General features: G+C 59.3%; 25 protein-coding genes. 14 read left to right on the forward strand and 11 right to left on the reverse strand.

Annotation, left to right across the window (positions count from 1 at the left end):
- The first annotated feature begins 33 nt into the window (after positions 1-33).
- Positions 34-1,506, forward strand: a complete 1,473-nt coding sequence (locus AC4LE2_RS15335) for an anthrax toxin-like adenylyl cyclase domain-containing protein (RefSeq protein ID WP_491826575.1) — start codon at positions 34-36, stop codon at positions 1,504-1,506.
- Between the two features lie 34 nt (positions 1,507-1,540).
- Here AC4LE2_RS15335 and AC4LE2_RS15340 read toward each other — a convergent pair whose 3' ends face one another.
- Together AC4LE2_RS15340 and AC4LE2_RS15345 are read right to left on the reverse strand one after the other, a co-directional pair.
- Positions 1,541-2,611, reverse strand: a complete 1,071-nt coding sequence (locus AC4LE2_RS15340) for an AI-2E family transporter (RefSeq protein ID WP_491826576.1) — start codon at positions 2,609-2,611, stop codon at positions 1,541-1,543.
- Between the two features lie 20 nt (positions 2,612-2,631).
- Complete coding sequence (locus AC4LE2_RS15345; protein ID WP_491826577.1) at positions 2,632-2,871, reverse strand: sulfurtransferase TusA family protein; 240 nt, start codon at positions 2,869-2,871, stop codon at positions 2,632-2,634.
- A gap of 170 nt (positions 2,872-3,041) precedes the next feature.
- Between AC4LE2_RS15345 and AC4LE2_RS15350 the strand changes: the two genes are divergently transcribed.
- Together AC4LE2_RS15350 and AC4LE2_RS15355 are read left to right on the forward strand one after the other, a co-directional pair.
- Positions 3,042-4,475 carry a M48 family metalloprotease gene (locus tag AC4LE2_RS15350; RefSeq protein WP_491826578.1) on the forward strand — a complete coding sequence of 478 codons (1,434 nt, stop codon included), beginning with the start codon at positions 3,042-3,044 and terminating at the stop codon, positions 4,473-4,475.
- Between the two features lie 117 nt (positions 4,476-4,592).
- Positions 4,593-5,120 (forward strand): DUF4174 domain-containing protein, encoded by a 528-nt coding sequence (locus tag AC4LE2_RS15355; RefSeq protein ID WP_491826579.1) that lies wholly within the window; start codon positions 4,593-4,595, stop codon positions 5,118-5,120.
- 5 nt (positions 5,121-5,125) lie between these two features.
- Here AC4LE2_RS15355 and AC4LE2_RS15360 read toward each other — a convergent pair whose 3' ends face one another.
- Complete coding sequence (locus AC4LE2_RS15360; protein WP_491826580.1) at positions 5,126-6,304, reverse strand: aspartate aminotransferase family protein; 1,179 nt, start codon at positions 6,302-6,304, stop codon at positions 5,126-5,128.
- A 97-nt stretch (positions 6,305-6,401) separates the two neighbouring features.
- Between AC4LE2_RS15360 and AC4LE2_RS15365 the strand changes: the two genes are divergently transcribed.
- From AC4LE2_RS15365 to AC4LE2_RS15380, 4 genes are all read left to right on the forward strand, one after another.
- Positions 6,402-7,355, forward strand: coding sequence for a LysR family transcriptional regulator (locus AC4LE2_RS15365; RefSeq protein WP_491826581.1), 954 nt, complete (start codon positions 6,402-6,404; stop codon positions 7,353-7,355).
- A gap of 90 nt (positions 7,356-7,445) precedes the next feature.
- On the forward strand, positions 7,446-7,667 hold the full coding sequence (locus tag AC4LE2_RS15370) for a metallothionein family protein (RefSeq protein WP_491826582.1): 222 nt from the start codon (positions 7,446-7,448) through the stop codon (positions 7,665-7,667).
- 120 nt (positions 7,668-7,787) lie between these two features.
- On the forward strand, positions 7,788-8,315 hold the full coding sequence (locus tag AC4LE2_RS15375) for a PadR family transcriptional regulator (RefSeq protein WP_491826583.1): 528 nt from the start codon (positions 7,788-7,790) through the stop codon (positions 8,313-8,315).
- A gap of 3 nt (positions 8,316-8,318) precedes the next feature.
- Positions 8,319-9,095 (forward strand): siderophore-interacting protein, encoded by a 777-nt coding sequence (locus AC4LE2_RS15380; protein ID WP_491826584.1) that lies wholly within the window; start codon positions 8,319-8,321, stop codon positions 9,093-9,095.
- Here the strand turns inward: AC4LE2_RS15380 and AC4LE2_RS15385 are convergent.
- A complete protein-coding gene (locus tag AC4LE2_RS15385) occupies positions 9,049-9,720 on the reverse strand; it encodes a Pr6Pr family membrane protein (protein ID WP_491826585.1) in 672 nt (223 codons plus the stop codon). The genes AC4LE2_RS15380 and AC4LE2_RS15385 overlap by 47 nt on opposite strands.
- Positions 9,721-10,214: 494 nt before the next feature.
- Between AC4LE2_RS15385 and AC4LE2_RS15390 the strand changes: the two genes are divergently transcribed.
- On the forward strand, positions 10,215-12,614 hold the full coding sequence (locus tag AC4LE2_RS15390) for a glucose/quinate/shikimate family membrane-bound PQQ-dependent dehydrogenase (RefSeq protein WP_491826586.1): 2,400 nt from the start codon (positions 10,215-10,217) through the stop codon (positions 12,612-12,614).
- Between the two features lie 55 nt (positions 12,615-12,669).
- On the opposite strand, the gene AC4LE2_RS15395 is transcribed toward AC4LE2_RS15390, so the two are convergent.
- On the reverse strand, positions 12,670-13,518 hold the full coding sequence (locus AC4LE2_RS15395) for a LysR family transcriptional regulator (protein WP_491826587.1): 849 nt from the start codon (positions 13,516-13,518) through the stop codon (positions 12,670-12,672).
- Positions 13,519-13,624: 106 nt separating this feature from the next.
- Between AC4LE2_RS15395 and AC4LE2_RS15400 the strand changes: the two genes are divergently transcribed.
- The gene (locus AC4LE2_RS15400; protein ID WP_491826588.1) at positions 13,625-13,999 is read left to right on the forward strand and encodes a cupin domain-containing protein; all 375 of its coding nucleotides are present in this window, start codon (positions 13,625-13,627) and stop codon (positions 13,997-13,999) included.
- 11 nt (positions 14,000-14,010) lie between these two features.
- Here AC4LE2_RS15400 and AC4LE2_RS15405 read toward each other — a convergent pair whose 3' ends face one another.
- Genes AC4LE2_RS15405 through AC4LE2_RS15420 form a run of 4 tightly spaced genes read right to left on the reverse strand, consistent with a single transcriptional unit; the run spans position 14,011 to position 18,347 of the window.
- Entirely contained in the window at positions 14,011-14,436 is a 426-nt protein-coding gene (locus tag AC4LE2_RS15405; RefSeq protein WP_491826589.1) for a group I truncated hemoglobin, read from the reverse strand.
- Positions 14,436-15,305 carry a DUF3034 family protein gene (locus AC4LE2_RS15410; protein ID WP_491826590.1) on the reverse strand — a complete coding sequence of 290 codons (870 nt, stop codon included), beginning with the start codon at positions 15,303-15,305 and terminating at the stop codon, positions 14,436-14,438. Before AC4LE2_RS15410 ends, AC4LE2_RS15405 begins: the two co-directional genes overlap by 1 nt.
- Positions 15,302-17,659 carry a putative bifunctional diguanylate cyclase/phosphodiesterase gene (locus AC4LE2_RS15415; protein WP_491826591.1) on the reverse strand — a complete coding sequence of 786 codons (2,358 nt, stop codon included), beginning with the start codon at positions 17,657-17,659 and terminating at the stop codon, positions 15,302-15,304. The genes AC4LE2_RS15410 and AC4LE2_RS15415 overlap by 4 nt, the downstream gene beginning before the upstream one ends.
- Positions 17,643-18,347 carry a methylamine utilization protein gene (locus AC4LE2_RS15420; RefSeq protein ID WP_491826592.1) on the reverse strand — a complete coding sequence of 235 codons (705 nt, stop codon included), beginning with the start codon at positions 18,345-18,347 and terminating at the stop codon, positions 17,643-17,645. Before AC4LE2_RS15420 ends, AC4LE2_RS15415 begins: the two co-directional genes overlap by 17 nt.
- A gap of 228 nt (positions 18,348-18,575) precedes the next feature.
- Between AC4LE2_RS15420 and lon the strand changes: the two genes are divergently transcribed.
- From lon to cmoB, 4 genes are all read left to right on the forward strand, one after another.
- On the forward strand, positions 18,576-21,008 hold the full coding sequence (lon, locus tag AC4LE2_RS15425) for an endopeptidase La (protein ID WP_491826593.1): 2,433 nt from the start codon (positions 18,576-18,578) through the stop codon (positions 21,006-21,008).
- 70 nt (positions 21,009-21,078) lie between these two features.
- The gene (locus tag AC4LE2_RS15430) at positions 21,079-21,483 is read left to right on the forward strand and encodes a protease inhibitor I42 family protein (protein ID WP_491826594.1); all 405 of its coding nucleotides are present in this window, start codon (positions 21,079-21,081) and stop codon (positions 21,481-21,483) included.
- Positions 21,484-21,570: 87 nt separating this feature from the next.
- Positions 21,571-22,314 (forward strand): carboxy-S-adenosyl-L-methionine synthase CmoA, encoded by a 744-nt coding sequence (cmoA, locus tag AC4LE2_RS15435; protein WP_491826595.1) that lies wholly within the window; start codon positions 21,571-21,573, stop codon positions 22,312-22,314.
- The gene (cmoB, locus tag AC4LE2_RS15440) at positions 22,311-23,273 is read left to right on the forward strand and encodes a tRNA 5-methoxyuridine(34)/uridine 5-oxyacetic acid(34) synthase CmoB (RefSeq protein WP_491826596.1); all 963 of its coding nucleotides are present in this window, start codon (positions 22,311-22,313) and stop codon (positions 23,271-23,273) included. Before cmoA ends, cmoB begins: the two co-directional genes overlap by 4 nt.
- 216 nt (positions 23,274-23,489) lie before the next feature.
- Here the strand turns inward: cmoB and AC4LE2_RS15445 are convergent, their stop codons facing one another.
- Complete coding sequence (locus AC4LE2_RS15445; RefSeq protein ID WP_491826597.1) at positions 23,490-24,845, reverse strand: hypothetical protein; 1,356 nt, start codon at positions 24,843-24,845, stop codon at positions 23,490-23,492.
- Between the two features lie 27 nt (positions 24,846-24,872).
- Positions 24,873-25,514 carry an aKG-HExxH-type peptide beta-hydroxylase gene (locus AC4LE2_RS15450; RefSeq protein ID WP_491828149.1) on the reverse strand — a complete coding sequence of 214 codons (642 nt, stop codon included), beginning with the start codon at positions 25,512-25,514 and terminating at the stop codon, positions 24,873-24,875.
- Between AC4LE2_RS15450 and AC4LE2_RS15455 the strand changes: the two genes are divergently transcribed.
- Complete coding sequence (locus AC4LE2_RS15455) at positions 25,479-25,733, forward strand: hypothetical protein (protein ID WP_491828200.1); 255 nt, start codon at positions 25,479-25,481, stop codon at positions 25,731-25,733. The genes AC4LE2_RS15450 and AC4LE2_RS15455 overlap by 36 nt on opposite strands.
- The last annotated feature ends 362 nt before the right edge of the window (positions 25,734-26,095 follow it).

Here is a 26,095-nt window from a genome sequence, read left to right on the forward strand (position 1 = left end):
TAGTTAATCACTATCCATCGCTAGGGCGTTGCCATGTTTCCGCGCAACTTCAGCCTGTCGTTATCGATTCCCACCATCGCCCTGGACAACACCGGGCTTGTTGAGGAAACGTCCATCGCGCGGCACGCTACAGAAGCGCTGGAGAAGTGCATTGCCGAAGCGCGCGTATACTCAGGCGTGCCAGATGATCACATGAAGGTCTTGCATGAGATCGCTGAGCATACGCAGAGCATCATCGCCCTGCGCCCGGTTGACCCACACAATACCCAGTTGATCGAAGCAGGCCACCCCACCAAAGGCTTGCATATCAAAGGCAAGAGTGCCAATTGGGGCCCGCAGTACGGGTTTGTGTGTGTCAACCAGGCATTTAGCAAGCTGCGTGGGCGCGATGAGGCCAAGATAGAAGAGGCAAACCACAGCGTGCAGAGCTGCCTGGGCGAGCACGCCGAGGCCATCGATCTGCACCTTTCACCGGCGCGCCTTAACTACCTCATCGAACACGGCCTGCTCACCAGGGAGGGCGGAGGCGATCACTTTAGGTTGCGCGCCGAGCCGCATCAGAAGGATGACCCGGTATTCATGGGCGAGCGCCAGCGCAACGGTGAGGTGCGTATTCTGGCTGACGGCCAACCGATGAAGGTACTGGCGCCGCCGCTGGTACCCGGCGCCGCCGAGCGCGGCTTGAAACAACTACCCATGACGGCCGACTACGATCTGCTGGCCGTGCTGCCTAAGTGGGAGGATTTTGGCGGGCATAACATCCGGCGCCCCTCGTCGCCCTCGCTCAAAGCGCAGGTACCGCAAAGCCCGAATTCCCCTGGCCTACGGCCCACCAGCCCCGACGGGTTTAACTTATGGCGTACCGCATCACACCCTGGCGCACGATCGCCTACCCTTAGCCCCGCCATGGCGGCGCCGGTAGCAATACCCAGCTTGTCGCGCAGCTCAAGCGTCGGCGATTTGGCCCAACAGTTCGAGGCGCTCTCGGTGACGCCCGCGCCCCCGAGCCCACGGCAATCACCATTGGCGGCTCCATTGAGCCGAACCAGCAGTGTTTCTGACTTGAAAAACCTGCATGAATCACGCTCTCGTCAGCCGTCAGTTGACGCTGACGGGCCCACGGACTATTCATCAACCCACGAACAAGACATCTGTCGCCTAGGCAATTCACGGTTGCGGGAAGCCCACAACTCGTCCGAGAAAACCGGTTACGCAAGCGCGTGGCGGATGCTCCACCATGGCGCCGACATGGGTAACCCCTACTCTACCGAAGCCGATAACTACCCCAGCACGGTATTTCTGCCCCGCGCACTTGAGAAATTCGGCCCGGTGGCAGTTCTACACTCACCTGAAGACATGGCCGAACTGGTAGGGCTTGCTATTAAAAACGGCTATCACTTCGAAGGCAACGATAAATGGCCATCTGCCACCAAAGAGCGCGTGGTGCCGGGAATATTACGTACCTTCGAGCAACGCTTTGATACTGATAACGTAAGGAAAAGCTGACGCTGGCCCTCCCTTCGCACCTAAAGTGACCGCCTTATAACAACGGCGCCACGCCGCCCTGGTTACGCGGCCAGGCTTCGAGCACGGCCTTGAACAGGGTGGCCAAGGGGATGGCGAAGAAAATCCCCCAGAAGCCCCACAGCCCACCAAACAGCAGCACCGCACAGATGATAGCGACGGGATGAAGGTTTACCGCCTCTGCGAACAGCAAGGGCACTAATACGTTGCCATCAAGCGCCTGGATAATGCCGTACACCACCATTAGGTAGATGAACTGATCGCCCCAGCCCCACTGGAACAACGCAATCATCGCCACCGGCACCGTCACCACCACTGCCCCCACATAGGGCACGACCACGGACAGGCCTACCAGCAGGCCAAGCAGCGCTGAGTAATTGAGCCCCAAAGCCACGAACGCAATGTAGGTCGCGCCCCCGCAGATCACGATCTCGATGACCTTGCCGCGAATGTAATTGGCCGTCTGCCGGTTCATTTCATGGGCCACCCGTGTGAGCAGTACCCGCTCACGGGGCAGGTAGCCCTTGATCCAATGGCCGATCAGCTCACGGTCTTTGAGAAAGAAAAACACCAGCGTGGGCACCAGCACGCAATAAATCATCAGGTTGACCAAAAACGGCAGGCTGGACAGCGACAGCGTCAGCGCCCATTGGCCAAATTTGCCGATCTCGCCCCGCGCCGCCTCCATGGCGGCCAGCACTTGTTCATCGGTGACCAGGTGCGGGTAGCGCTCAGGGAGCAAGAGCAGCAGCGACTGCCATTTGCCCAACATGCCGGGCGCTTCGTTGAACAGGGTAATGAGCTGGTGCCACAGCAGGGGCACCAGCACCAACGCGATGACCGCCAGCAGCCCCATGAACAAGGTGAACACAAGCCCTACCGCCATGGCTGGAGGCATCTTCCAGCGTTCCAGTTGCGCCACCAACCCGTGCATGAGAAACGACAGCACCATGGCCGCCAGCACCGGGGCCAACATGCCGCCAACGGTCAGTACCACGGTAAAGGCCAGCACCAACAACAACACCAGCACCACGGCTTCTTCATCCGAGAAGTAACGCTGGGTCCAATCCCTGAACAGCTTGTACATGCAAGATCCTTGGCGCGAAGTCAGTGTTTACGGAGCCAGTAGGTGTAAGTGCCCTGCTCGTGCGCCTCATCGAGCAAGGCATTGCCCGAGAGCTTGGCGAAGGTACGAAAATCCCGCTGGGAACCGGCATCGGTAGCCAGCACTTTGAGGATGGCACCCGTGGCCAACCCGTTCAGCGCCAACTTGGCCTTGAGCAACGGCAGCGGACAATTCAGACCGCTTGCATCCACCTCGGCGTCACACTTTATTTTTTCGTTCATCGCGCCCTCGAAAACTACGTCTATGGTGCCGTAATGCTATGTGCGACTGCCTAGGGTACAGAAAGGTCACCGCCTCGTCAGAAGCCTGTTTCGCCTGCTCGGGCCGTTCGCCCTTGTGGCTCACCCCTTGCGATGGATACAGTACCCTTTTGCCGCCCAGAGTTTCGTGCATGACCCTTCTGCGCCCTACGCTGTTGGCCCTGGCCTGCCTGCTTGCCGTTCCCGCCCATGGCGACGACCTGCCCTCCCTGGGCGATGCCAGTTCGGCCATCGTCTCCCCTGAACAGGAACATGACCTCGGCCGTGCCTGGCTCAGCATGTTGCGCTCGGAGGTCAAGCAGCTACCAGACGCACAGCTCAAGGATTTCGTCGAAACGTCGGTGTACCGCCTGGCTGAAACCAGCCAGGTGCAGGACCGAAGGCTCGAATTCATCATTATCGACAGCAAGGAGCTAAACGCCTTCGCCGCCCCAGGGGGCATTGTCGGGGTAAACGGTGGTTTGTTCCTGGGGGCGCAGACCGAGGGCGAGTACGCCGGTGTACTCGCCCACGAACTGGGGCACCTGTCGCAGCGGCACTTTGCCCGTGGGCTGGAAGAGCAGCAACGCATGCAATTGCCGATGATGGCGGCGTTGCTTGCAGGGGTGGTGATGGCCGCCGCCGGCGCAGGCGATGCGGGCATGGCGACCATCTTCGGTACCCAGGCAGCGGGCATCCAGACGCAACTGGGGTTTTCCCGTCAGAAGGAAGCCGAAGCGGACCGCATCGGGATTCTTAACCTGCAAAAAGCCGGTTACGACCCGCGCAACATGCCAGCGATGTTCGAGCGGCTAGCACGCCAGTACCAATTCGCCGCCAAACCGCCCGAGTTTCTACTGACCCACCCGGTAACCGAATCGCGTATCGCCGACACCCGTAACCGAGCTGAGCAGGCACCCAAGGGTGGCAAAGAAGACAGCCAGTTGTACCAACTGATGCGCGCCCGTGTGCAGTTGATGTACGAAGAAACACCCGGCGTGGCGGCCAAGCGCTTCCGGGCCCAGCTGGACGAAAACGCGGGCAACGATGTCGCCCGCTACGGCCTTGCGCTGGCGCAGATCAAAGCCGGCCAACTCAACGAAGCCCGTGAAAACCTCAAGCCACTGCTGACCAAGGCCCCTGACGACCTCACCTTCAACCTGGCGCAGGTGGACCTGGACATCACCAACAACCGGCTGGCCGATGCCCAACACCGGGTAGACCGCCTGTTCGCGCTGTACCCCGACAGCTATCCGCTCAATCAGTCGCGGATTGACCTCTATCTCAAACAAGGCCGTACTGCCGAAGCCGAAAAAGGCCTCGACGCGCTGCTCAAGGCGCGACCGATGGACCCGGACGTGTGGTACATGGTGGCCGAAACCCGCGGCCAAAACGGTAACATCATCGGCCTGCACCAGGCGCGAGCGGAGTATTTCGCGCTGGTTGGGGACTTCCGCCAGGCCATTCAGCAACTGGACTTTGCCAAGCGCCGGGCGGGCGATAACTTCCCGCTTGCCTCACGCATCGATGCGCGTCAGAAAGAGATGATGGCTCAAGAGCAGGCCGTTAAAGAAATGATGCGCTAGGCTGTGTACGAAAATGACCGGTGCCCGCCTGCCTTCACACGCTGGGTGGCTGTACCTGATTAGCGCTTTGACGAGTGGCAACACCTGTCCGGGCGACAACCCCGAAGGAGTTATTAGATGCTTATCCGCACCCTCGCGCTCACCGCCCTGTTCGCCGCCAGCCCGCTCTATGCGGCCGACAGCGACTCGCCGCTGGCCCAGGACCGCGGTAAGGCCAGGCCGTTGCTGGTCTACGGCAATAAAGGGGGCGACCATGCCCTGGTGGACCAGGACGCCGCACTGAAAGACCCAGGCCTTAAGCAACGGGACGTGGTGGTGTACCACCTGGTAGGGCTATCAGGCGACCGTAACGGTGTAACCCTGGACCCACAGGCCACCATGGCGTTGATCCGCGAGCTGAAGCTGGAGCCTGGCAGCCATGCCAAGGTAGTACTGGTCGGCAAGGACGGTGAGCAGAAATTCCAGAGCGTGACCCCGGTCAAACTGGACGAGATCTTTGCCACCATCGACCAGATGCCGATGGCGGAAAAGGAAGCAGCGGCCGTAGCGGCGCCTGCACAGGCCGCCCCGGAAGATTCAAAAGCCAAGGGTAAAGCTGGCAAACCCGCCGCCAGCAAGGCACCACCAGCCGGCCTGGACGACTGACCGCTTTAGGCCAACCGGCCCAGCGCCAGCACAAGATGATCGGCAATCGCTGCGGCCTGGGCATCGGTCAGGGTCAGCGCCGGTAGCAAGCGCACCACGGTGCCCCGCGTGACGTTCAACAGCAGCCCCTGCTCAGCCGCCTGCTGGGCAAGGTTGCCGGCTGCTTTGGCGAGTTCTATACCCAGCATCAAGCCTTTTCCACGCACGTCTTTAACCGCGGGATTGTTCGCCAGGCGCGACTGCAAGGCGTGCAATAGCCACTCCCCCTGCCGCTGAGCATTGGCCACCAGGCCCTCACGCTCTATGACCTCAAGCACGGTATAGCCCACCCGGCACGCCAGTGGGTTGCCGCCGAACGTACTGCCATGGCTACCCGGCGTCAGTAATGTTGCGGTGTGCCCCTTGGCTAGGCATACGCCAATGGGAATCCCGTTGGCGAGCCCTTTGGCGAGGGTCAGAACATCAGGCACTACACCGTCTTCCTCGTAAGCAAACCAGTGCCCGGTGCGGCCCAGCCCTGTCTGCACTTCATCGAGCATCATCAGCCACCCCTGCTGGTCGCAAAGGCTACGCACAGCCCGCAGATAACCTGGCGGCGCCACCCGCACGCCGGCCTCTCCTTGAACCGGTTCGAGCAGTACGGCGATGACCTCCCCCGTATGCCGCAGGGCGGCGGCGTGTAACGCAGGGATATCCCCGAACGGCACTCGAATGAAATCGTCGGTGTAGGCACCGAAGCCTAGCCTTGCCCCCGCACAATCACTGGCGGCCAACGTGGCCAGGGTCCGGCCATGAAAGGCCTGCTCCATCACCAGGATACGAGGCCTTTCGATGCCACGGTACCAGCCTGCGAGGCGGGCGAGCTTCAACGCGGTTTCGTTGGCTTCCGCCCCCGAGTTGTTGAAAAACGCTGCATCCAGGCCGGTCAGTGACGCTAACCGATCCGCCAGACGATGCTGCCAATCAATAGCGTAGTGATTGGAGGTGTGCAGCAGCTTACCCGCCTGATCGCGAATAGCCTCCACCACGCTCGGGTGACAGTGCCCCACGCTAGTCACGGCCACTCCGCCCATGGCGTCCAGGTAGTGCTTGCCGGTTGTGTCCCACAGGCTTGCGCCCTCCCCCCGCACGAAGCTCATGGGCAAGGGTGTGTACGTGTTCATCAAGCTCGCGGCGGTCGTCATGATAGGGGCTCCTTTCCGGGTAGAAGTCCAGTATGGTTAGCCACCCAGGCTGGATAAACACCGAGCTACTTCAATCATTGGTAAGCAGGGCTTGATAATGGACGTGCTGTTAGCGATGTCGGTGTACGTGCGCGTGGTGGAGCACGGCAGCCTTACCGCCGCTGCTCAGGTGTGCGGGATGTCCACCACCATGGTGGGTAACCACATACGAGCCCTGGAACAGCGCCTGGGTGTGAGCCTGTTGCAACGCACCACCCGGCGCCAGCGTTTGACCGATTTTGGCAGTCAGTACCATCAGCGCTGTGTGGAGATCCTTGGGCTGGTGGGCGCAGCGGAGCGCCTGGCTGAGCAGGAACACGCAGAGCCTACCGGCCGCCTGCGGATAACCGCTCCGCCTGCCTTCGGGGCAGAGCGCCTTGCGCCGGCTCTTGCCGAGTACCACCAACGCCACCCCAAGGTGCAACTGGATGTGGTGTTGAGCAATCAGCGCCTGGACCTGTTGGACGATGGGTTCGATGTGGCCATTCACCTGGGTACCCCGGACGCCGCCAATGGCGTGATAGCGCGCCCTTTGGAGGACTACACCTTGACCCTCTGCGCGTCGCCCGCCTACCTGGCCCAGTACGGGGTGCCGCTTGAACCGATGGACCTGTGCAACCACAAATGCCTGGCGTTTGCTTACCCCGCCGGCGATGACTGGCGTTCCGTGGAAAAAGAATGGCGCCTGAGCGGGCCTGAGGGCGAGGTGGTCGTACCGGTAAGTGGGCCGTTGATGATAAATAGCTCCAGCGCCCTGCATCAGGTAGCCCGCGCGGGCATGGGGATCGTGATGATGCCAGACGCCTTGGTCGCTACTGATTTGGCCGAGGGGCGGTTAGTACCGCTGTTGCAGGGTTACCACTTGCCGCGCCGCCCCCTGAACCTGCTCTATGGTCTGGACCGCTACCGCTTGCCGAAGATACGCAGCTTTGTAGCGTTCGTGCTTGAGCAGTGGGGTGTGAATCGCAACCAAGGCCTGCCACTTCATGGCGACGAGCATCACCCCACCTGAACTACCTTCAACATCAGGTTTTCAAACTGCCTGTAGGCCCTTTCCCAAACGCCTCGCCAGGGCGCCATGGGGTTCACGGAGAAAGACGACATGCCATCTACCTGCGCTTGCCCTCAATGCAAAGCTTCGGCCGACCCAATGATTGCACGCAACGGGCAACACTTCTGTAGCCCTGCCTGTGCCGACCGGCATCCAAACAAACAGCCTTGCCCTCGCTCCGATTGCCACTGCGAGCACACGGTGTTCGAAGAAGAAGAACGCGTAGCCTCTGCTGGGTCGTTTGCCCTGGGTAGGCACAAGGCGCTTGGTTAAGGGCCCTCTTCGGGCAGCCATGACCGCCGGCCACGCGTCACGACGTGTGGCACGATACATCTCTAGACTGCTCTTAAGATATATCTTATTCTTTGTTCACTTTTTGAGAGCATTGACACCATGAAGCATTCCCCCCATCACGATGGCCTGGAGCCCGGTCGGGGCCGTGAGCGCGGCCCGCGAGGCGGCCGTGTGTTCGCCCCTGGCGACCTTAAGTTGCTGTTGCTGTCACTGATTGCCGAGCAGCCGTGCCACGGCTACGACTTGATACGCCGAATCGAATCCTTGTTTGACGAGGCCTACAGCCCGAGCCCAGGGGTGATCTACCCCACCCTTACGTTTCTTGAAGAAAGCGACTTGATCCTCAGTGCCAGTGAAGGCAGCAAAAAGCGCTACAGCATCACCGAGCCGGGTCAACGCGCGCTAGCGGAGCAGGCCATCGCCCTTGAAGGCATTCGTACACGCATCGATGTCAGCAAGCGCGCCCTGCGCGGTCACGACCGGCCGCCGGAAATTCACGAGGCCGTACACAACGTGCGCCACGCCCTACAGCTTCATCACGGGCGCTGGGATCACGCCGAAACCCTGCGGGTCCGCGACCTGCTCAATGCCACAGCCCGAGCCATCGCCGATGGCCCGAAGGAGTAAACCATGACCACCGCGCCCAACCCTGCGGTTCGCCGCGTCATGCACGACATCAAGCGCCGCACGCTGGAAGTGCTGCGAGTAGTGGAGCTAACCCCACGCATGCGTCGCATCACCTTGGGCGGCCCAGCACTGGAAGGCTTCATCAGCCTGGGCAGCGATGACCACATCAAGCTGGTCTTCCCGCGCACGCCCGAAGAGCAAGCGATACTGCCCACCCTGGAGCTAACCCCCAACGGCAACGGCCCCAAGCCCCTTATGCGCGACTACACGCCTCGGCGCATCGACCTGGCGGCCGGCGAACTCGACATCGACTTTGTGATTCATGGCGAAGGCGCTGCGTCGAGCTGGGCAGAACAGGCCGCGCCTGGTCATACGCTGCACATGGCCGGCCCTCGCGGGTCGCTGATTGTGGAAGACGTGTTCGACAGCTACCTGTTGATCGGTGATGAAACCGCGCTGCCTGCCATCGGCCGTCGGCTCGAAGAGCTGCCGGCTCATTGCAACGTATTGGCCGTGATCGAAATTGCAGACCAGGCCGAACGCCAGCCTTTGCCGGTACGGCCGGGCGTCGAAGTGAGGTGGGTGGTACGTCACGAAGAGGCCTTGGAGCAGGTGATGGCCGGCCTTACCCTACCTCCCGGCAAACTCTACGCCTGGATAGCCACGGAAGCAGGGTTGTCCCGTCGCTTGCGCAGGATAGCCCTGGACCAGTTCCAACTCGAAGAAGGCTGCGTCAAGGCAGCGGGTTACTGGCGGCGCGAAGAGCACGACGACGCTTGACGCCTGCGTAGCGATCCACGGCGATGACGCACAGCCCACCCAGGCAGTACACGCCGAACAATCCCAATGCGTTGAGCACGGCACGGGCAACGCCTAGCGACCACGCATCGATAAAGGGGTACGGCCATACGCCGATGGACCAGCCGCGCAGCACGGTAAAGCCATACCACCCCAAGGGGTAGAGCGCCCATACCCCTAAGTGCCGCCAGCGCAGGCTACCCTTGGGCACCCACCGCCACCAGAACACCAGAAACGCCAGCGGCATCAGGTTGTGCAGCAGTTGGTTGGCCAGCCATTGCGCGCCCTGCGGCGCCCAGAGCGTGCGCAGCAACAGGTTATAGGCCGCGCCTACCAGCAGGATGCTGACCAGCGCACAGCCCGCCACGGCCGGTGTTCGCAACCAGCGGCCCACGGCGGTATCGGATGGCCAGGCGGCTGCGGTGATCACGCTGGCGGCCAAGGTGTTGCTCAGCACCGTGAAGTAACTGAAGAAATGGATCAGCCCGCCCAGTAGGCTCGCGCCCATTCCCCATCGAACTGCCAGTACCAGATACAACTGAAGTATCAAGGCGCCCCAACTCAGTACGGCCAGCGGGGGCAGTACGCCGCGCCGCCCGATCACCATGCGCGTGCCATTATTACGGCACGAACAAGGGTGTATTGGTACCGCGACGCTTTGCCGCGATCACAGATGTCTATATCCTGCCGCAGCGTTAGGCTTAAACCGTTCAGCGTGTACGATAAAACCATTAGAAAGACTGCCTTCAATGCCTGCTATTACATCCCGCCATGTTAGCGACGCCTTGGTCTGCCTGGCCGGCGTCGCTGCTCGCGCTGCCTCAACCCTGGCCGCTCCAACACTCGCCCTCAACCATGAGTCAGGCCCGTTAGATGCACATTCACCCTGGTTGTTCGATAGCTGGCACGGTGGTTACGCCCCTGTAACCTGAACTGCTCTGCTTACAGGATGCGTATGGATTGCGAAACTGGCACCCCTTTGGGCCCTGTGACCAGGTGCACCCACATTCTCTAGATTTACCGAACTAACAACGAGATTCTCAGCCTACTGGCTGTAGGAAATTTCTCGATACATTTGCCACTCACTGGAGATTTCTAAGTATGAGCACTGACGGTGCCAAGGGCGGTAGGCGCATCCTGCCTACTTTGCTCGGCCTATTGTTCCTGCTGATGGGCCTGGCCTTGTTCGCCGGGGGCATCAAGCTGGCGGCTAGCCACGGATCGTTGTACTACCTCATTGCAGGCATTGGCGTCGCGCTGACGGGCGTGCTGTTGATCCTGCACAAGCGCACGGCCCTGAGCCTCTACGCACTGGTGCTGTTCGCCAGTACGGTATGGGCGTTGTGGGAAGTGGGCCTGGACTGGTGGCAGTTGGTGCCACGCCTGGCCATGTGGTTCGCACTGGGCATCGTGCTGTTGCTGCCTTGGTTCCGTCTTCCGCTTACCCGTGGCCAACGCTACCCGCTGGGCACTAACGGCCTGAGTGTCGCGGTAGTGCTTGCAGGCCTCACGGCCTTGGCCAGCCAGTTCACCCACCCTGGCGAAGTCAAGGGCGAGCTGGGCCGCGACACCGCCGGCACCACCAGCGCTGCACCTGCGATGGCAGAAGGTGACTGGGGTTCCTACGGGCGCACTGGCTTTGGCGATCGTTATTCCCCACTGGCCCAGATCACACCCGAAAACGTGAGCAAGCTGGAGCCAGCGTGGACGTTCCGCACGGGCGATATCCCAGGGCCTAACGACCCCGGCGAGACCACCGCTGAAAACACCCCCCTCAAGGTTAACGGCATGCTGTACGTGTGTACTCCACACAGCCAGGTCATCGCACTCGACCCCGACACCGGCAAGGAAATCTGGCGCTTCGACCCGAAGATCAGCAGCCAGGGCGCTGACAACTTCAAGGGCTGGGCGCACATGACCTGCCGTGGCGTGTCTTACCACGACGACGCTGCCTACGCTGCGGCCAGCGACGCCCAAGCCAGCCCCTCTACTGCCACCGCCTGCCCCAAGCGGATCTTTGTGCCGACCGCAGACACTCGTCTGATCGCGCTTAATGCGGACACGGGCAAGATGTGCGAAGACTTCGGCAACAAAGGTGCCATCGACCTGAGCGCCAACATCGGCACCTTCGCACCGGGCGGCTACTACTCTACCTCGCCACCTGCGGTGACCAAGGACTTGGTCGTGATTGGCGGCCACGTCACCGACAACGTGTCCACCGATGAGCCTTCGGGCGTGGTGCGTGCGTTTGACGTACACGATGGCCACTTGGTATGGAACTGGGATAGCGGCAACCCCGATGTGACTACGCCACTGCCTGCTGGTGAGCACTACACCCGCAACTCGCCCAACATGTGGTCGTTGATGTCGGTGGACGAGAAACTCGGCATGCTGTACCTGCCCATGGGCAACCAGATGCCCGACCAGTGGGGCGGCAACCGCACCCCTGAGAGCGAGAAGTACAGCGCAGGCGTCACGGCCTTGGACATCACCACCGGCCAAGTACGCTGGACCTACCAGTTCACTCACCACGACCTATGGGACATGGACGTAGGCGGGCAGCCTAGCCTGGTCGACATCAAGACCGCAGACGGCACCAAGCCTGCCCTGATGGCCTCTACCAAGCAGGGCAGCATTTATGTGCTCGACCGTAGCAACGGTCAGCCCATCGTGCCCATCAACGAAACCCCCGTGCCGCAAGGTGCTGTAGAGGGCGATCACACCTCGCCAACCCAGCCGATGTCTGAGCTGAACTTCATGCCCCCTACGCTGCAAGAGAAGGACATGTGGGGCGTGACGCCGTTTGACCAGATGATGTGCCGCATGGACTTCCGTTCGCTGCGCTACGAAGGCATTTATACCCCGCCGTCGCTGCAAGGGTCGATCGTGTACCCCGGTAACTTCGGTGTGTTCGACTGGGGCGGCATCTCGGTCGACCCTGTCCGCCAGATTGCCTTCGTCAACCCGGACTACATGGCGTTCAAGTCACGCTTGGTGCCCCGTTCCGATGTGGAAGGCGGACCTGCGCGCAAGAGTGAAACCGAGGGCGTACAGCCCAACAAGGGCGCCCCTTATGGGGTGATTCTGGAGCCACTGTTGTCGGCCGCCGGCCTGCCCTGCCAGGCACCTGCCTGGGGCTACGTGGCGGCCGTGGACCTAACCACCCACAAGGTGATCTGGAAGCACAAGAACGGTACCGTTCGGGACAGCTCGCCTGTGCCTCTGCCGCTGACCATGGGTGTGCCCAGCCTGGGTGGCACGTTCGTTACCGCTGGCGGCGTCGGCTTCCTCAGCGGCACCCTGGACCAGTACCTGCGTGCTTATGACATGAACAATGGCAAGCAGTTGTGGGAAGGCCGCCTGCCTGCAGGCGCGCAAACCACGCCCATGACATACACCGGTAAGGACGGCCGTCAGTACGTGCTGGTGGTGGCCGGCGGGCACGGCTCGCTAGGCACCAAGCAAGGTGACTACGTGATGGCGTTTGCATTGCCTAAGTAACGCAGTGGCGCAAAGAAGGGGCCTCGCTTTCGAGCGGCGGCCCTTTTTTATGCGACTACGTTTTGTACGCCTGGCGAATCACCTCTGCCATGGCCAAGGCGCCTTTACCTGCTGCCTGCGCAATATGTAGGTCGATTGCGACGTCAGGCAAGATGGGCACTCCCGCACCTGGGTCTAACACCTGCATATCATTTGGAACCAGCATGCGAAGCCATGGCGTTAGCGCCAAGCCACTTCTAACCGTGGCAAGCGTGGTGTCAACGGAGGCATTTTCAACAATCACCCGCCAGGGGATTCTGGCCTCTCCCAGGCGTGAAAACGCGATGCGGCGAAAGGTGCAGGTCGGCGTGACGAAGCACAGCGGCAATGGCCTCTGCACGAGCAGCTCGCTTGAGCTGGCTATCCATACCAAAGGCTCGACGGACAGACGCTCCCCAAAACTCTCGTACACTGGGCATTGACGCAGGGTCAGATCAACTAACCCTTCGCCAAGCGCGGTCATCAGGTCAACCGACGACCCTGATACCACCGTTACTTCCAGGCCCCCGCGCAACTGCGCAACCTGCTTGAGCACCGGCGCGAAATGCAAGCCGGCCATGTCGTAGGGGACGCCCACCCGCACGTTCTCCACGGCAACGACGCCGTTCATCTCCTGGCAGACGTCATCGTGCAGGGCGAGCAGTTGGCGGGCCTTGGGAAGCAAAGCCGTTCCCCTTCCAGTCAAGCGCGCGCCGTGAGGCATGCGCACCAGCAGATCACCGCCAAAGAAGCGTTCAAGCCGCTTTACTTGTTGGCTGACAGCACTTTGTGTCAGGTGCAGCTGACGTGCTGCACTGCTGATACTGCCCGTCTGAGCAACCATCATAAACGTGCGAAGCAATACGAGATCAAGCGTGCGAGCCATAACGTGCCACGGGTCATTAACGTTGCTAATGGTCACATTATAAACATTGGATACGGGCTGTCAGGGGCTGCGGCATACAGTAACCATCCTTTTAAGGAGCCTTTGTATGATTCTCAACAGCACTACCAGAAACATCGAATCCGCGCTTGTCCACGTCACTGAGCACTGGTCGCCACAGGTCATTGGCCAGGTCAATGACCAGTACATCAAAGTAGCGAAACTCAAGGGCGAACTGACCTGGCATGCCCATGCCGACGAGGACGAACTGTTTATGGTGGTGTACGGCACACTCACCATTCAATTGGAAGATAAGGACCTCACACTGAACGCGGGTGAGTTTTGTGTGATCCCTAAGGGCGTACGGCACAACCCGGTGGCGGTGGAAGAATGCGGGATTGTGTTGATTGAGACCGTGACAACCCTTCACACAGGGGATGAAGTCACCCCCCGAAGCGTGCCTATCGAACGGCAATTAGGCTAGCAGGTAAGCCTTTACTTCCTGATCACGTCCCCCCGCTCCGCCGCCAACCGGGCCAGTAAGCGGTTCTGCACCCTGACAGGCACACGTTGCGCGTCCATCGCGGCCATCAGGTCTTCCACCAACGCATTGAACTCAGCCGGGTCAATGCGTTGGCCTTTGTGGGCCTCTGCCATGCTGTCGCCGGTATAGGTGCAAGGGCCGCCTGCTTCTGCGCAGAACTTTTCTATCAGCTTATCGCGCAAGCGCACCGGGTCTACGTTGCGAAAGTGCTGCACAATACGGGCGTCGCGCGCCACGTTCAGCAACATGCCCTCCACGATATGCGTTATGCCAGGCTTACCGCCCAAGTCCTGGAACAGGCTGTCGTCAGTGGCGGGGTTTTGAGCGCAGGCGGTGAGTAGGGTCAGTAGTGAACAGGCTAGCAACAGGCGCCGCATCAGAAGGCTCCTTGCACAGACAAGTAGGTGCCGTTTTGGTTATCCAGCGTGGCGATTTCCCCTAAGCGCGCGTAAGCCAGCACCACCGACACGTGTTTGTTCGGGAACCAGCCGACAAAGGCGTCTGCCCAGTCGCTTTCGCCCGCGAACGACAGGTTATCCGGCTTTTCACGGTATTCCAGGCCTACTGCCCAGCGAGGGTTGAACAGCACTGCAACCGACCCTTCCTTTAGCAGGCTGCGGCGACCACGGCGGTCGCCACCAAACCCCAGCAGGCCAAGCTCATTGGCACGGCTGTAACGCACACCGCCGTTGACCAGCAGGTTGTACCCGAAAGCACCCCCCAGGAACAGCCGGCTTGCCGCCAGGTAGCATTCGGCATCGTGATCTCGCCGGGCCCCCACCAGCTCAGGGATGAGGAAGTCTTTTTGGTGCTTGTATTCAAGGCCCAGCGACACCTGAGGCAACCGGTCATAGATCAAGTCGCCGAACAGGCGCACCTTTACGCCAAGTACGTCCTGGCTAAGGCTGTTTTCAGGCAGGCCGAGCTTATGCACCAGGCTACCCAGGTCAAACCGGTTGCGGGCCGCTGAGAACTCAATACGGTTGCCGTACCCTACGGCCCCGCCGATCACGTCCAGCCGGTAGTCAGGCAATTGCACCTGCGTAGCGAACAGGGTACCGCCCACCTGCCCTTCTTCACCGTAGCCTGCAATCACGGCCCAGGGGGTGATACCGCCACCAGCAGCGCCGTCGATGCTGCTCGTTCCCCCCGTGGCCAAGAAACGGCCCTGCCGGGGGCTATCGTCCGCGAAGGCTGGTGCAATAAACGCCAAGGCAAAGCACAGCAGGCATGCGGCAAGGTTCATTGGCTCCACGCCTCCTTGGCAGCCGAATAGTGCGTACGGGCGATCCAGGCTTCGAACGCCTCTGCCGGTAACGGCCGGCTGATCAGGTAGCCTTGGGCGGTGTCGCAACGCCAGCGCTCCAGCAAGCGGAGGCTGCGCTCGTGCTCCACCCCTTCGGCAACGACGCGTAGGCCCAGGTTGTGACTCATTTCGATGGTCGAGCGCACGATCACCGCATCCTCGCTGGTTTCATCCAGGTCGCGTACAAAGGATTGGTCGATCTTGAGTTCCTGTACAGGCAAGCGCTTGAGGTGTGCGAGCGAAGAGTAGCCGGTACCGAAATCGTCTACTGACAAGCTAATGCCGCAGTCGCGCAGGCGGTGAAGCACCGCCAGGGCAGCTTCGGGCTCGCGCATGATGGCGCTTTCAGTGATCTCGAACGTCAGTTGGTGGGCGGGTACCCCATGCTTGGCCAATAACCATGGCACGCGGTCGGCCAGGTCAGTGTCGAGGAGGTCTTCGGCAGACACGTTGACCGACAAGCCCAGGACCAGCCCCTGGCCGTTCCAGGCCTCCAATTGGCGGATGCTTTCGCCGATAACCCAGCGCGTGAGCCCTTGAATGCTGCCCGTACGCTCGGCCAACGCGATGAATTCGCCGGGGGACACCATCCCTAAGTGTGGGTGCTCCCAGCGCAACAGCGCTTCGGCCTGGCGCACCTTGCCCTCGCGCAAGTCCAGCTTGGGCTGGTAGTGCAGCAGCAGCTCGCCGTTATCAGCAGCGGTGCGCAGGTCGCGGATGAGCCTGACCTCTCGCTGGTGTATCAAGTCCCGGCCCTGCTGATAGACCTGCAACCGCCCTGGAACGACCATCGCATCGGTACGGGCGATCGTCGCCCGGGCCACCAGCACATCTGCCTCCTCGCCGTCGTCAGGAAACACCGCGATGCCAATGCTGGCATCCAGGCTGAAGTCATGGCTCACCAGCCGCTGGGGTTTGAGCAACGCCTGCTGCAAGCGGTCCGCCACCGCCACCGCACGCTGGGCATCGACCCCTTCTAGAATCAGCAGGTACTCGCCCCCGATCAAGTGCGCCAGGGTGTCGCCTGGGCGCAACAGCGGGCCCAGGATAGGCCCCACGGTGCGCAATACGCTTTCAGTGAATTCGCCGCCGTTACTGGTCAGGCTTGCCAGGTTATCCAGGGCCAGGTTCACCACCGCGGCGGGCCGGTCGGCGGTGATAGCGCTGCTCAAACGTTCCATGGCCAACGCGCGGTTAGGCAGCCCGGTCAGGTGATCATGCAGGGCATTGTGGGCCAGCCGGTGCTCGCGTTCGGCGATCCCGGCTTGCATCAGGTTGATAGCGCTGGCCAAGGTACCGAACTCATCACTGCGGCGCAGCTGCACGCGCACCTGATAGTCACCCTGGCCAATGCGCTGGGCAGCGTCGGCCAGCATCCGCACGGGCCGGGAAATGGTCCTGGCCAGCAGCAGCGCGCCTAGAAGCGATGCCAGCAAGCCCACTACCGCGATCACTAAAATGTCATGGTCCAGCGGGGCAAAGGCATGCAAGGCTTCATCCAGCGGGCTTTGCAACAACGCCAACACCTGGCCACTGGCGTCTTGATCACTGGAGAGGTCCAGCCGCTGTTCGAGAAAGCGCTGGCCACTGTGCTCGTTGACGCCTGTCGATTGCAGGCTTTGCTCGCTTAGTAACCATTGCACCAAGTCTGGCCGCAGCGCAGCAGGTTGGGTGGAGACCAGCTCTCCTACCTTGCCATCTTTGACGGTGAGGAAGGACACCTGCAGGTTGCTCAGCGCACGCAGCTCCTGCGCAAAGCTGTCGTCCATGGCAAACCCCATCACCACGCGGGCAATGGGCAGCGGCGCCGATACCACCGCGTCGACCAACAGCATCGGCAGGCCATCCCACGCCACGATCACCATGTACTGGTTGCGTTTGCGCGCGGCTCGCAGGGCCTGGTCATAAGGAAAGAGCTCGCCTTCGACGAAGGTCATGTGGGTGCTCGCCATCACCGTACCTTCCATGCTCAGCAGCACGGCATCAGTGGCACCAATGCGGCCGCCATGGTTGAGCAATGCAGAGCGAATAGTGGCCACGTCGCCGCTGGAAATGGCGTCGCGCAGGCCGAAGTCTGACGCCAGCAACTGCACGCCGTCGCGCAGGCGACGGCCGCGCATGTCCAACAACCGCTCGAACACCCGCCCGCCTACCTCAAGCTGCTGGTGGCCTTGAACGCGCACTGCGTCGTTCGTCGCAAACTTGACGGCCAGGGTAAGCGCAGCAATGACTACCAGCAGCAAGAGCACGAGCACGCTGCTGATCCGCCATTGCACGCTACTTTTCGTTTTCACGCAGAGCCTTGCCAAAGGCGTCGCCAAATGGGCTGGTGGGCGGTGGCGCTGGCTGATCCTCGGCAGACGGCTCTACTGCAACGGTCAGGGTTTTGCCAAGCGGGGCGGCGGCGCTGACAGTGAGGGTGCCGCCAGATTGGGGCCGCAAGCCCGCGCCCCGGGGGTGCCAAAGGGTCACGCTGTAGACGCCTTCAGGAAGGTGCTCAAACTTAAGCTTGCCCTGTTTGTCAGTGACGCCAAACCAGGGATCGGGGGTCACGTAGATGTACCCTAGCATCCAATCATGGATGTTGCAGCCCAGCACCACGACGCCGGGCTGATCGAAGATCACCGGGGCCGTCGGGGTGCCCTCGTATAACCGCAGTTCAAAGCGCTTGGTAGACGAAAACGAGTACACCTGGTGGCGAATATCATCGCTGTTGGGGAAGGCGACGCCGGTGCCGGTGCGTACGGCTAGCACATGCGGGGAGAACATCTTGTCACGTTGATCCATATTCGCCGTCAAGGGCGCGCGGTCTATGCCTGGCGTACCTGGCGGGCCTGCCAGGCTAACCACGGCGTCTGCCAACGGCGTCCCCTGCTGGTCCGCGACATCAAGGGCCAGTGTGCCGGCCACGGCTGAAGCGCCCAGCGCAGGGCCTGCCGCGCAGATGAGTAACAAGGCTATACGGCGCAAGAATAAACGCATTACGCACACTCGCTCGGCTTAAACACAGCCTGCTCAGGGGCGCTGGCACTAGCAGCGCGGCGCAGGCTTGGATCACGTGAAAATGAAATAGAAGCACATTACGCCAGGCTCGCGTGTTCTATCGTCGTGCCTACCTTATCGGCCAGCAACGGCAATCCTTCAGCGCGCCATTGAAACCCATCCGTGTGCGCCCCATCTAAGCGTCATAGCCATTCTTGCAGGTGCCTCATGAGCGATCAGGATTCCGTAGCGGACCACGCCAACGCTGACAGTCAGCCGTCGGACGCGCAGGAACATGTAGAACACTCCACAACGTCCAGCACCGAACTGGTACTGCCTGGGCAAAACCTGCCGGACAAAGTCTATGTGATCCCGATTCACAACCGGCCCTTCTTCCCCGCGCAAGTGTTGCCGGTCATCGTCAACGAAGAGCCTTGGGCAGAAACCCTGGACTTGGTCGCGAAAACCCCGCACCACTCCCTGGCGCTGTTCTACATGGAGACGCCGGCCGAGGACCCACGCCACCTGGATACCTCTACCCTGCCCCTGTACGGCACGCTGGTAAAAATCCACCATGCCAGCCGCGAGGATGGCAAGTTGCAGTTCGTGGCCCAAGGCCTGTCGCGCGTTCGCATTCGTACCTGGCTCAAGCACCATCGCCCGCCCTACCTGGTAGAGGTGGAGTATCCGCTGCAACCATCCGAGCCTACGGATGAAATCAAAGCCTATGGCATGGCCTTGATCAACGCGATCAAAGAGCTGCTGCCGCTTAACCCGCTGTACAGCGAAGAGCTTAAAAACTACCTCAATCGTTTCAGCCCCAATGACCCTTCACCGCTCACAGACTTCGCCGCCGCGCTGACGTCCGCCACCGGCGCGGAGCTACAGCAGGTGCTGGACTGCGTACCCATGCTCAAACGCATGGAACGGGTACTGCCCATGCTGCGCAAGGAAGTCGAGGTGGCACGGCTGCAGAAGGAAATCTCCGCAGAGGTAAATCGCCAGATTGGCGAGCACCAGCGCCAGTTCTTCCTCAAAGAACAACTCAAGGTGATCCAGCAAGAGCTGGGGCTGACCAAGGATGACCGCAGCGCAGACCTTGAGCAATTCGAAGAACGGCTCGAAGGCAAGACGTTGCCTGCGTCGGCCCGTAAGCGCATCGACGAAGAACTGGGCAAGCTGGCGATTCTTGAAACCGGCTCGCCCGAGTATGCCGTTACCCGCAATTACCTGGACTGGGCCACCGCGCTGCCTTGGGGCGTGTACGGCAAGGATCGGCTAGAGCTCAAGCATGCTCGCAAGGTGCTGGATGCTCATCACGCAGGCTTGGGCGACATCAAAAGCCGTATCCTGGAATTCCTTGCGGTGGGCGCTTACAAAGGCGAAATCAGCGGCTCCATCGTGTTGCTGGTCGGCCCACCCGGCGTGGGTAAGACCAGCATCGGCAAATCCATTGCTGAATCCCTCAACCGCCCCTTCTACCGTTTCAGCGTAGGCGGTATGCGTGACGAGGCCGAGATCAAGGGCCACCGCCGCACCTACATCGGCGCCCAGCCGGGCAAGCTGGTGCAGGCGCTCAAAGATGTCGAGGTGATGAACCCGGTCATCATGCTGGACGAAATCGACAAAATGGGCCAAAGCTACCAGGGCGATCCGGCTTCGGCGCTGCTGGAAACCCTGGACCCGGAACAGAACGTGGATTTCCTTGACCACTACCTCGACCTGCGCCTTGACCTGTCCAAGGTGCTGTTCGTGTGCACGGCCAACACCCTGGATTCCATTCCCGGCCCCCTGCTCGACCGTATGGAAGTGATTCGCCTGTCGGGCTATATCACGGAAGAAAAGCTTGCCATTGCCAAGCGCCATCTGTGGCCCAAGCAACTGCAGAAAGCGGGCGTCGCCAAAGCCAACCTCTCTATCAGTGACAGTGCGCTGCGGATGGTCATCGAAGGCTATGCGCGGGAAGCCGGCGTTCGTCAGCTTGAAAAGCAGTTGGGCAAGGTCGTGCGCAAGGCCGTGGTCACCTTGCTCGAAGACCCCACTGCCGTGATCAAGGTAGGGCCCAAAGAGCTGGAAGCCTACCTGGGCATGCCGGTGTTCCGCAGCGAGCAAGTACTCAGTGGCGTGGGCGTGATCACTGGCCTGGCCTGGACCAGCATGGGCGGCGCAACCTTGCCCATCGAAGCCAGCCATGTACACAGCCTGAGCCGCGGCTTCAAGCTTACCGGTCAATTGGGTGATGTGATGAAGGAGTCCGCCGAAATCGCGTACAGCTATGTCACCTCGAACCTGGAACAGTTTGGCGGCAAAGCGACCTTCTTCAACGAAGCCTTCGTGCACCTGCACGTTCCCGAAGGCGCCACGCCAAAAGACGGCCCCAGCGCAGGCGTGACCATGGCCAGCGCGTTGTTGTCGCTGGCGCGTAACCAGGCACCGAAAAAGGGAGTGGCAATGACCGGGGAGCTGACCCTTACGGGTCATGTGCTGCCCATCGGTGGGGTGCGCGAGAAAGTGATCGCGGCGCGTCGGCAGAAACTCACCGAGCTGATCCTGCCCGAAGCCAACCGGGGCAACTTCCAAGAGCTGCCCGACTACCTCAAGGAAGGCTTGACCGTACACTTCGCGAAACGCTTTGCCGACGTGGTCAAGGTGTTGTTCTAACGCCAGTGGTTAACGTGGCTACCCGCCTGCGCTATGCTGGCGGGCATCGCTTTTGCCTGGATGCCCGACGATGCCGCCTCTGCGTTTTTTTGCCCTCGCCAGCCTCGCACTCTTAACTGCCTGTACCGGGCGGCACTCGCCAGACCCTTCCGTAGCCTTCTCCCTCACCAAGCAACAGCAGTGCCCTGTGCGCCTGGCCCACGGCCAACGGTTAATCCTCACCCTGCCCAGCAACCCCACCACCGGCTACCGCTGGCTGGTACAAAACCCTGCCCCCGCTTCGCTCAAGCCGTTGGGCCCAGAGGTGTACACCAACTCTGAAGACGCCGGTATCGTAGGTACTGCCGGGCAGTCCCAGTGGCGTTACAAGGCGCAAGGGCCCAGCCATAGCCACCTGTTGATGGTGCTTCAGCAACCCTGGGCGCCGGAAGTGAAGCCGGTGCAAAGCTTCGAGTGCGATATTGACGTGGAGTGAGCGCGGCGATGGGTGCGTCTACGGGTTGTGGCGCACCGCCTGAAACTCGTAAAATCCGCGCCTTTCCTGCCTCGCTTGTAGATAACCGTGCCCGACCATCCTGATCGTCTGTTTGCCCAGCCTCTGGCCCAAGTGCCGGATTTCGTGTTCAACGAGGACGTGGTTCGGGTGTTTCCGGACATGATCAAGCGATCCGTCCCTGGTTACCCCGCTATCGTGGAAAACCTCGGTGTGCTGGCAGCACGTTTCGCTCAAGCGCACACCTGCCTCTATGACCTGGGCGCCTCGCTCGGGGCGGTGACTCAGGCTCTGCGTCGCCATGTGCGGCTTGATGGCTGTGAGGTCGTGGCGCTGGATAACTCGCCTGCGATGGTTCAACGTTGCCAGGAGTACCTCAAGGCGCAGGACTCTATGTTCCAGGAGCTACTGCCGGTCAGCGTACTGGAGGCAGACATCCTGGCCTTCGAGTTCAAGCCCGCGTCGGTGATCGCCCTGAATTTCACGCTTCAGTTCATCGCCCCTGAACAGCGCCTGGCATTGCTGACCCGTTTGCGCCAGGCCCTGGTGCCCGGTGGTGCGCTGTTGCTGTCAGAGAAACTGCACTTCGAAGATGCCCAGGCTCACGCGTTGCTCACTCAACTGCATGTAGATTTCAAACGTGCCAATGGCTACAGCGACCTGGAAATTGCCCAAAAGCGCAGTGCTATCGAACACGTGATGAAGCCGGACAGCTTCGAAGGCCACCGTGATCGCTTGCTGGCCGCCGGGTTCAGCAAGGTCATACCCTGGTTCCAGTGCCTCAACTTCGCCTCGATGATTGCCCTGCCATGATTGACCTGTCCCCCCTCGCCCGGCACCTGGCTGGCTCCCCGTTGGCGCAGTGGGCCAATGGGCTGCAAGCGGACCTGAACCAGCGCCTGGAAAAAGGCCATGGTGACTTGCAACGCTGGCAGGCCGCACTGGCCGCCCTCCCCCCGCTCACGCCGAGCCAGATTGACCTTGCCTACAGCGTAACCTTAGATGGCGCTTGCGACGAGCCAGCGCGGCATCAGCTGCATGAAGCTTTGATGGGGCTATCCCCCTGGCGCAAAGGGCCGTTTAACCTCTTCGGGGTGCAGGTCGATACCGAATGGCGCTCGGACTGGAAATGGGAACGGGTGGCGCCTTACCTGAACCTCACAGGCAAGCGCGTGCTGGACGTCGGCTGTGGCAATGGCTATTACCAGTGGCGCATGCTGGGTGCCGGCGCCGAGAGCGTGATCGGCATCGACCCCAACTGGCTGTTCTTCTGCCAGTTCCAGGCGCTGCGGCATTACCTGCCGGGCCTGCCTGCCTGGCACCTGCCCCTGGCACTGGAAGACCTCCCCGCCAACTTGCAAGGCTTCGATGCCGTGTTTTCCATGGGCGTGCTGTACCACCGCCGCTCCCCCATCGATCACCTGTTGGCACTCAAGGACTGCCTGGTCAAAGGCGGCCAGCTGGTGCTAGAAACCTTGGCAGTGCGCGGTAACGAGCAGCAGGTAGTGGTGCCTGAAGACCGCTACGCGCAAATGCGCAACGTCTGGTTCCTGCCCTCAGTGGCAGCCCTTGAGCTATGGGTGCGCCGGGCCGGCTTCACGGACGTCACCTGTGTGGACGTCAGCACCACCACCACGGATGAACAGCGCAGTACGCCATGGATGCGTTATCAATCCCTGGAGCACTTCCTTGACCCGGAAGACCACAGCAAGACCGTGGAGGGCCTGCCTGCGCCCATGCGGGCGGTGATTACTGCGCGCAGACCAAGCTAACTTAACCTAATAGTGGCCGCTGCAATGCTTGCATGCTGATCACTACGTAATAGACTTACCGCTATAAACCAAGGAAGACTTCTTCGCGTCTGTTTTTAAGGCGTTCAATACAGCTTTCCATAAATCAACCGTAGTCAATCAGGTGGGCCATCATTTTTAAATCTGCAATTCCGATAGTCAATTCCGCTGCCACCACTCCATAAGCAACTTACATTCCTACCAATGCCTAACTTCCACTACGAGCATCTTTCTACTTAATGCCTCCAGTTCGTTATTGATTTCATCCCTTTTTAATGAGTCTAGATTAGCATCCCATTCGTCAAGAAGCACTACCTTGAGTCCGCTTGCATTCCGGGCGATCTCGTCGATGATCCTCAAGGCACGTTGCCCAGTTGACATGGCTGAATGATCGTCTTCCCAGTAAAGCTGCGCGTGAGCGGTGGGTAGAAGATATGAAGATTCAGGAAAGGCAGTTTTTAAGAATAAGAGAAGGGAAGACTTTCCCGCTCCGTTCTCTCCCCTTACCGTAAATCTACCAATTGTATGATTTCGAATAAGCTCGCTAGCTTCAGTAAAAACCTTTATCTCGATATCGTTAATCCATATTCTTCCGGCAGGTGCATTAGGGATACCCTCTGGGGAACAGTTTAGGTAATTTGAAAGGTAAGAAATCCTGGCATGAGCGGAAGACCAGGCGATTATTTGATAGGTTACAGTGCTGAGCGAATTCAATATTTGAAATATCCGGGTTAAACTCACAATGATAGCCGCTACCACTCCACTTTCGATAAAAGCACTGGTTGTTAAACTGTATACCAAATATGCAGTGGGAATCAGGCCTGCCATAGCTATACAAAAATTACCAAACTGAAGTACTATCGACAGCTTGGTTTGAGCTAGGTAATAGCCATTAGAGGCTGAGTTAAATCTCTGCTTCCACTTTGAAAAATTGTATACATTTCCTGTTACAGAATTATCCCAGGCTCGGTCTAGCACCTGACCATAGGTCGAAAATGCTTCTTCGGATGCTAGCGCAGGTTTTTTTACAAGTTTTCCTAAAATAACCACCAGTAGGGCGCTAATAATAAAGCTTATAACATAGCCAGATAAGAGTTCTTTAGGCAAAACAATGCCTATCACTAAGGCGCTCAAAATGCTGTTGAGCAGTAGACTCATAAAATCATGGGTGAGCGCTATGTAGTTTGAAATGATGCTAAATGAATTCCTGGATGCTGCAGACGAAAAGCTTTCTTTCAGTTGCACGTCTCGAGCTAGGCCAACTTGGCCATACGAGCGTTGAATCATGCGCTGGACGATGGTCTCATGTATTGTGTTAGTCCATCTCTGCATCGTGATGAAAGATAAGCAGCCAGGCAAATACGGCGCGATCATGGAAACTAGATACAGGAGCAGATACTCCGCGATATCTGCGCCCTCACGATTGATATCCATGACTTGGATCAAGAAGTAGACAGAGGAGGCTATCATGACCTGGTGAATCACCACTAGAAGAAGGGTGGTCGCACCATGGGTATTAAAATAAATAAGCTTTAATATGTCGTTTGCTTTCATTTTTACTCGTCCTTGAAGAATTTTCAGTTAGTTCACCGAAACTCTGTTTAGTATCATATCTACTCCTTTCAGTAAATGTTTAACTCTTGGTGATACACACTCACGATTACCTATTTCTAAAGAGGCAATTCGGCGTACAACGGAATCCAGGGAACCTTTGGTTTGCTCGCATAGTATGCGCGTTGGGGCGTGTACTGACGGAGTTTGTGGGTGGCCTAGGTAGTCTTCTCTTAGTGCTATTATTTCTGCTGCCACTATAAGACTGTGTACGACTTTATCCAGGGGGCGAGAGGCCTTTAAAATCGCGGACTTAGCCCACGTATCTTGCTGTAATATGACATCATAGTCATAATGACCATAAACCCTTTCATCTACAAAAAGAGCATGATGTGTCATTTCATGAACTAGAAATTCCATGACATCAGTAACTCTGTATGTCAGCTTTGGGTTTGCCCATATAACGCCCATAGCGGATGATGTGCTGCCGCCTCTAGCTGTAGTAGAGGGCATAACGAAGATATCCGTAATTACGAGGTCAAATAGACTGGAGTGTTGTGGTGAGACGGCTCTCATGCACTTTATAGCGCGGGATAGAAGTTCTCCTTTTTGAGGTGCGGCCGGATCAATCGAGTGATGGATAACTTCAGTCTGACTTCTATCATCCAACATGCTGAGCGCGTCATCACTGATAAGAGCACAGAATTCAGCAGCCTCTTCTTTCTCCACTACGAGGTGTACGCTGCCATGCGATGCTTTAGTTTCTCGATTTTGCAAAGTGGTGATAGATTTTCTATACGCGTTGAACAGCTTTTCCCTGCAATTGATCCCATTGATACCTATTCCACACCCCTTTTGCCATACGCAGGACGTTTTGCATTTGCGCTTTGAGCGGTAATTGACAAATCATGTTTTTCCTTTGACGACAGCACATATACGTTGGTATACGTGCTGCTCTTCCGGTGAGTTACTGTGGCTTACATGTCATCGAAAGCGATCATCCGAAGTGGGATTCCGCACCCTGGGATTGTTGGGTGACGACAGATCGATTGCTGGAACCGATCCTTTACTTGACCCTCTTCGTTCTCCACTTCCGAGGCGGCGTTTTCGACTAGCTTATCCAGATCCTCATTGTTCATAGTCATCTCCTTTAAGTAACCCCTCCATTAGGGGTGGAGAGAATGATTATCGAATTCGCTCTCATATAAAATAGGATTTTTAAATTTCTCATGTCGGAAAAAGCGACTAATCTC

This window comes from Pseudomonas sp. 9.3L (assembly GCF_058536285.1).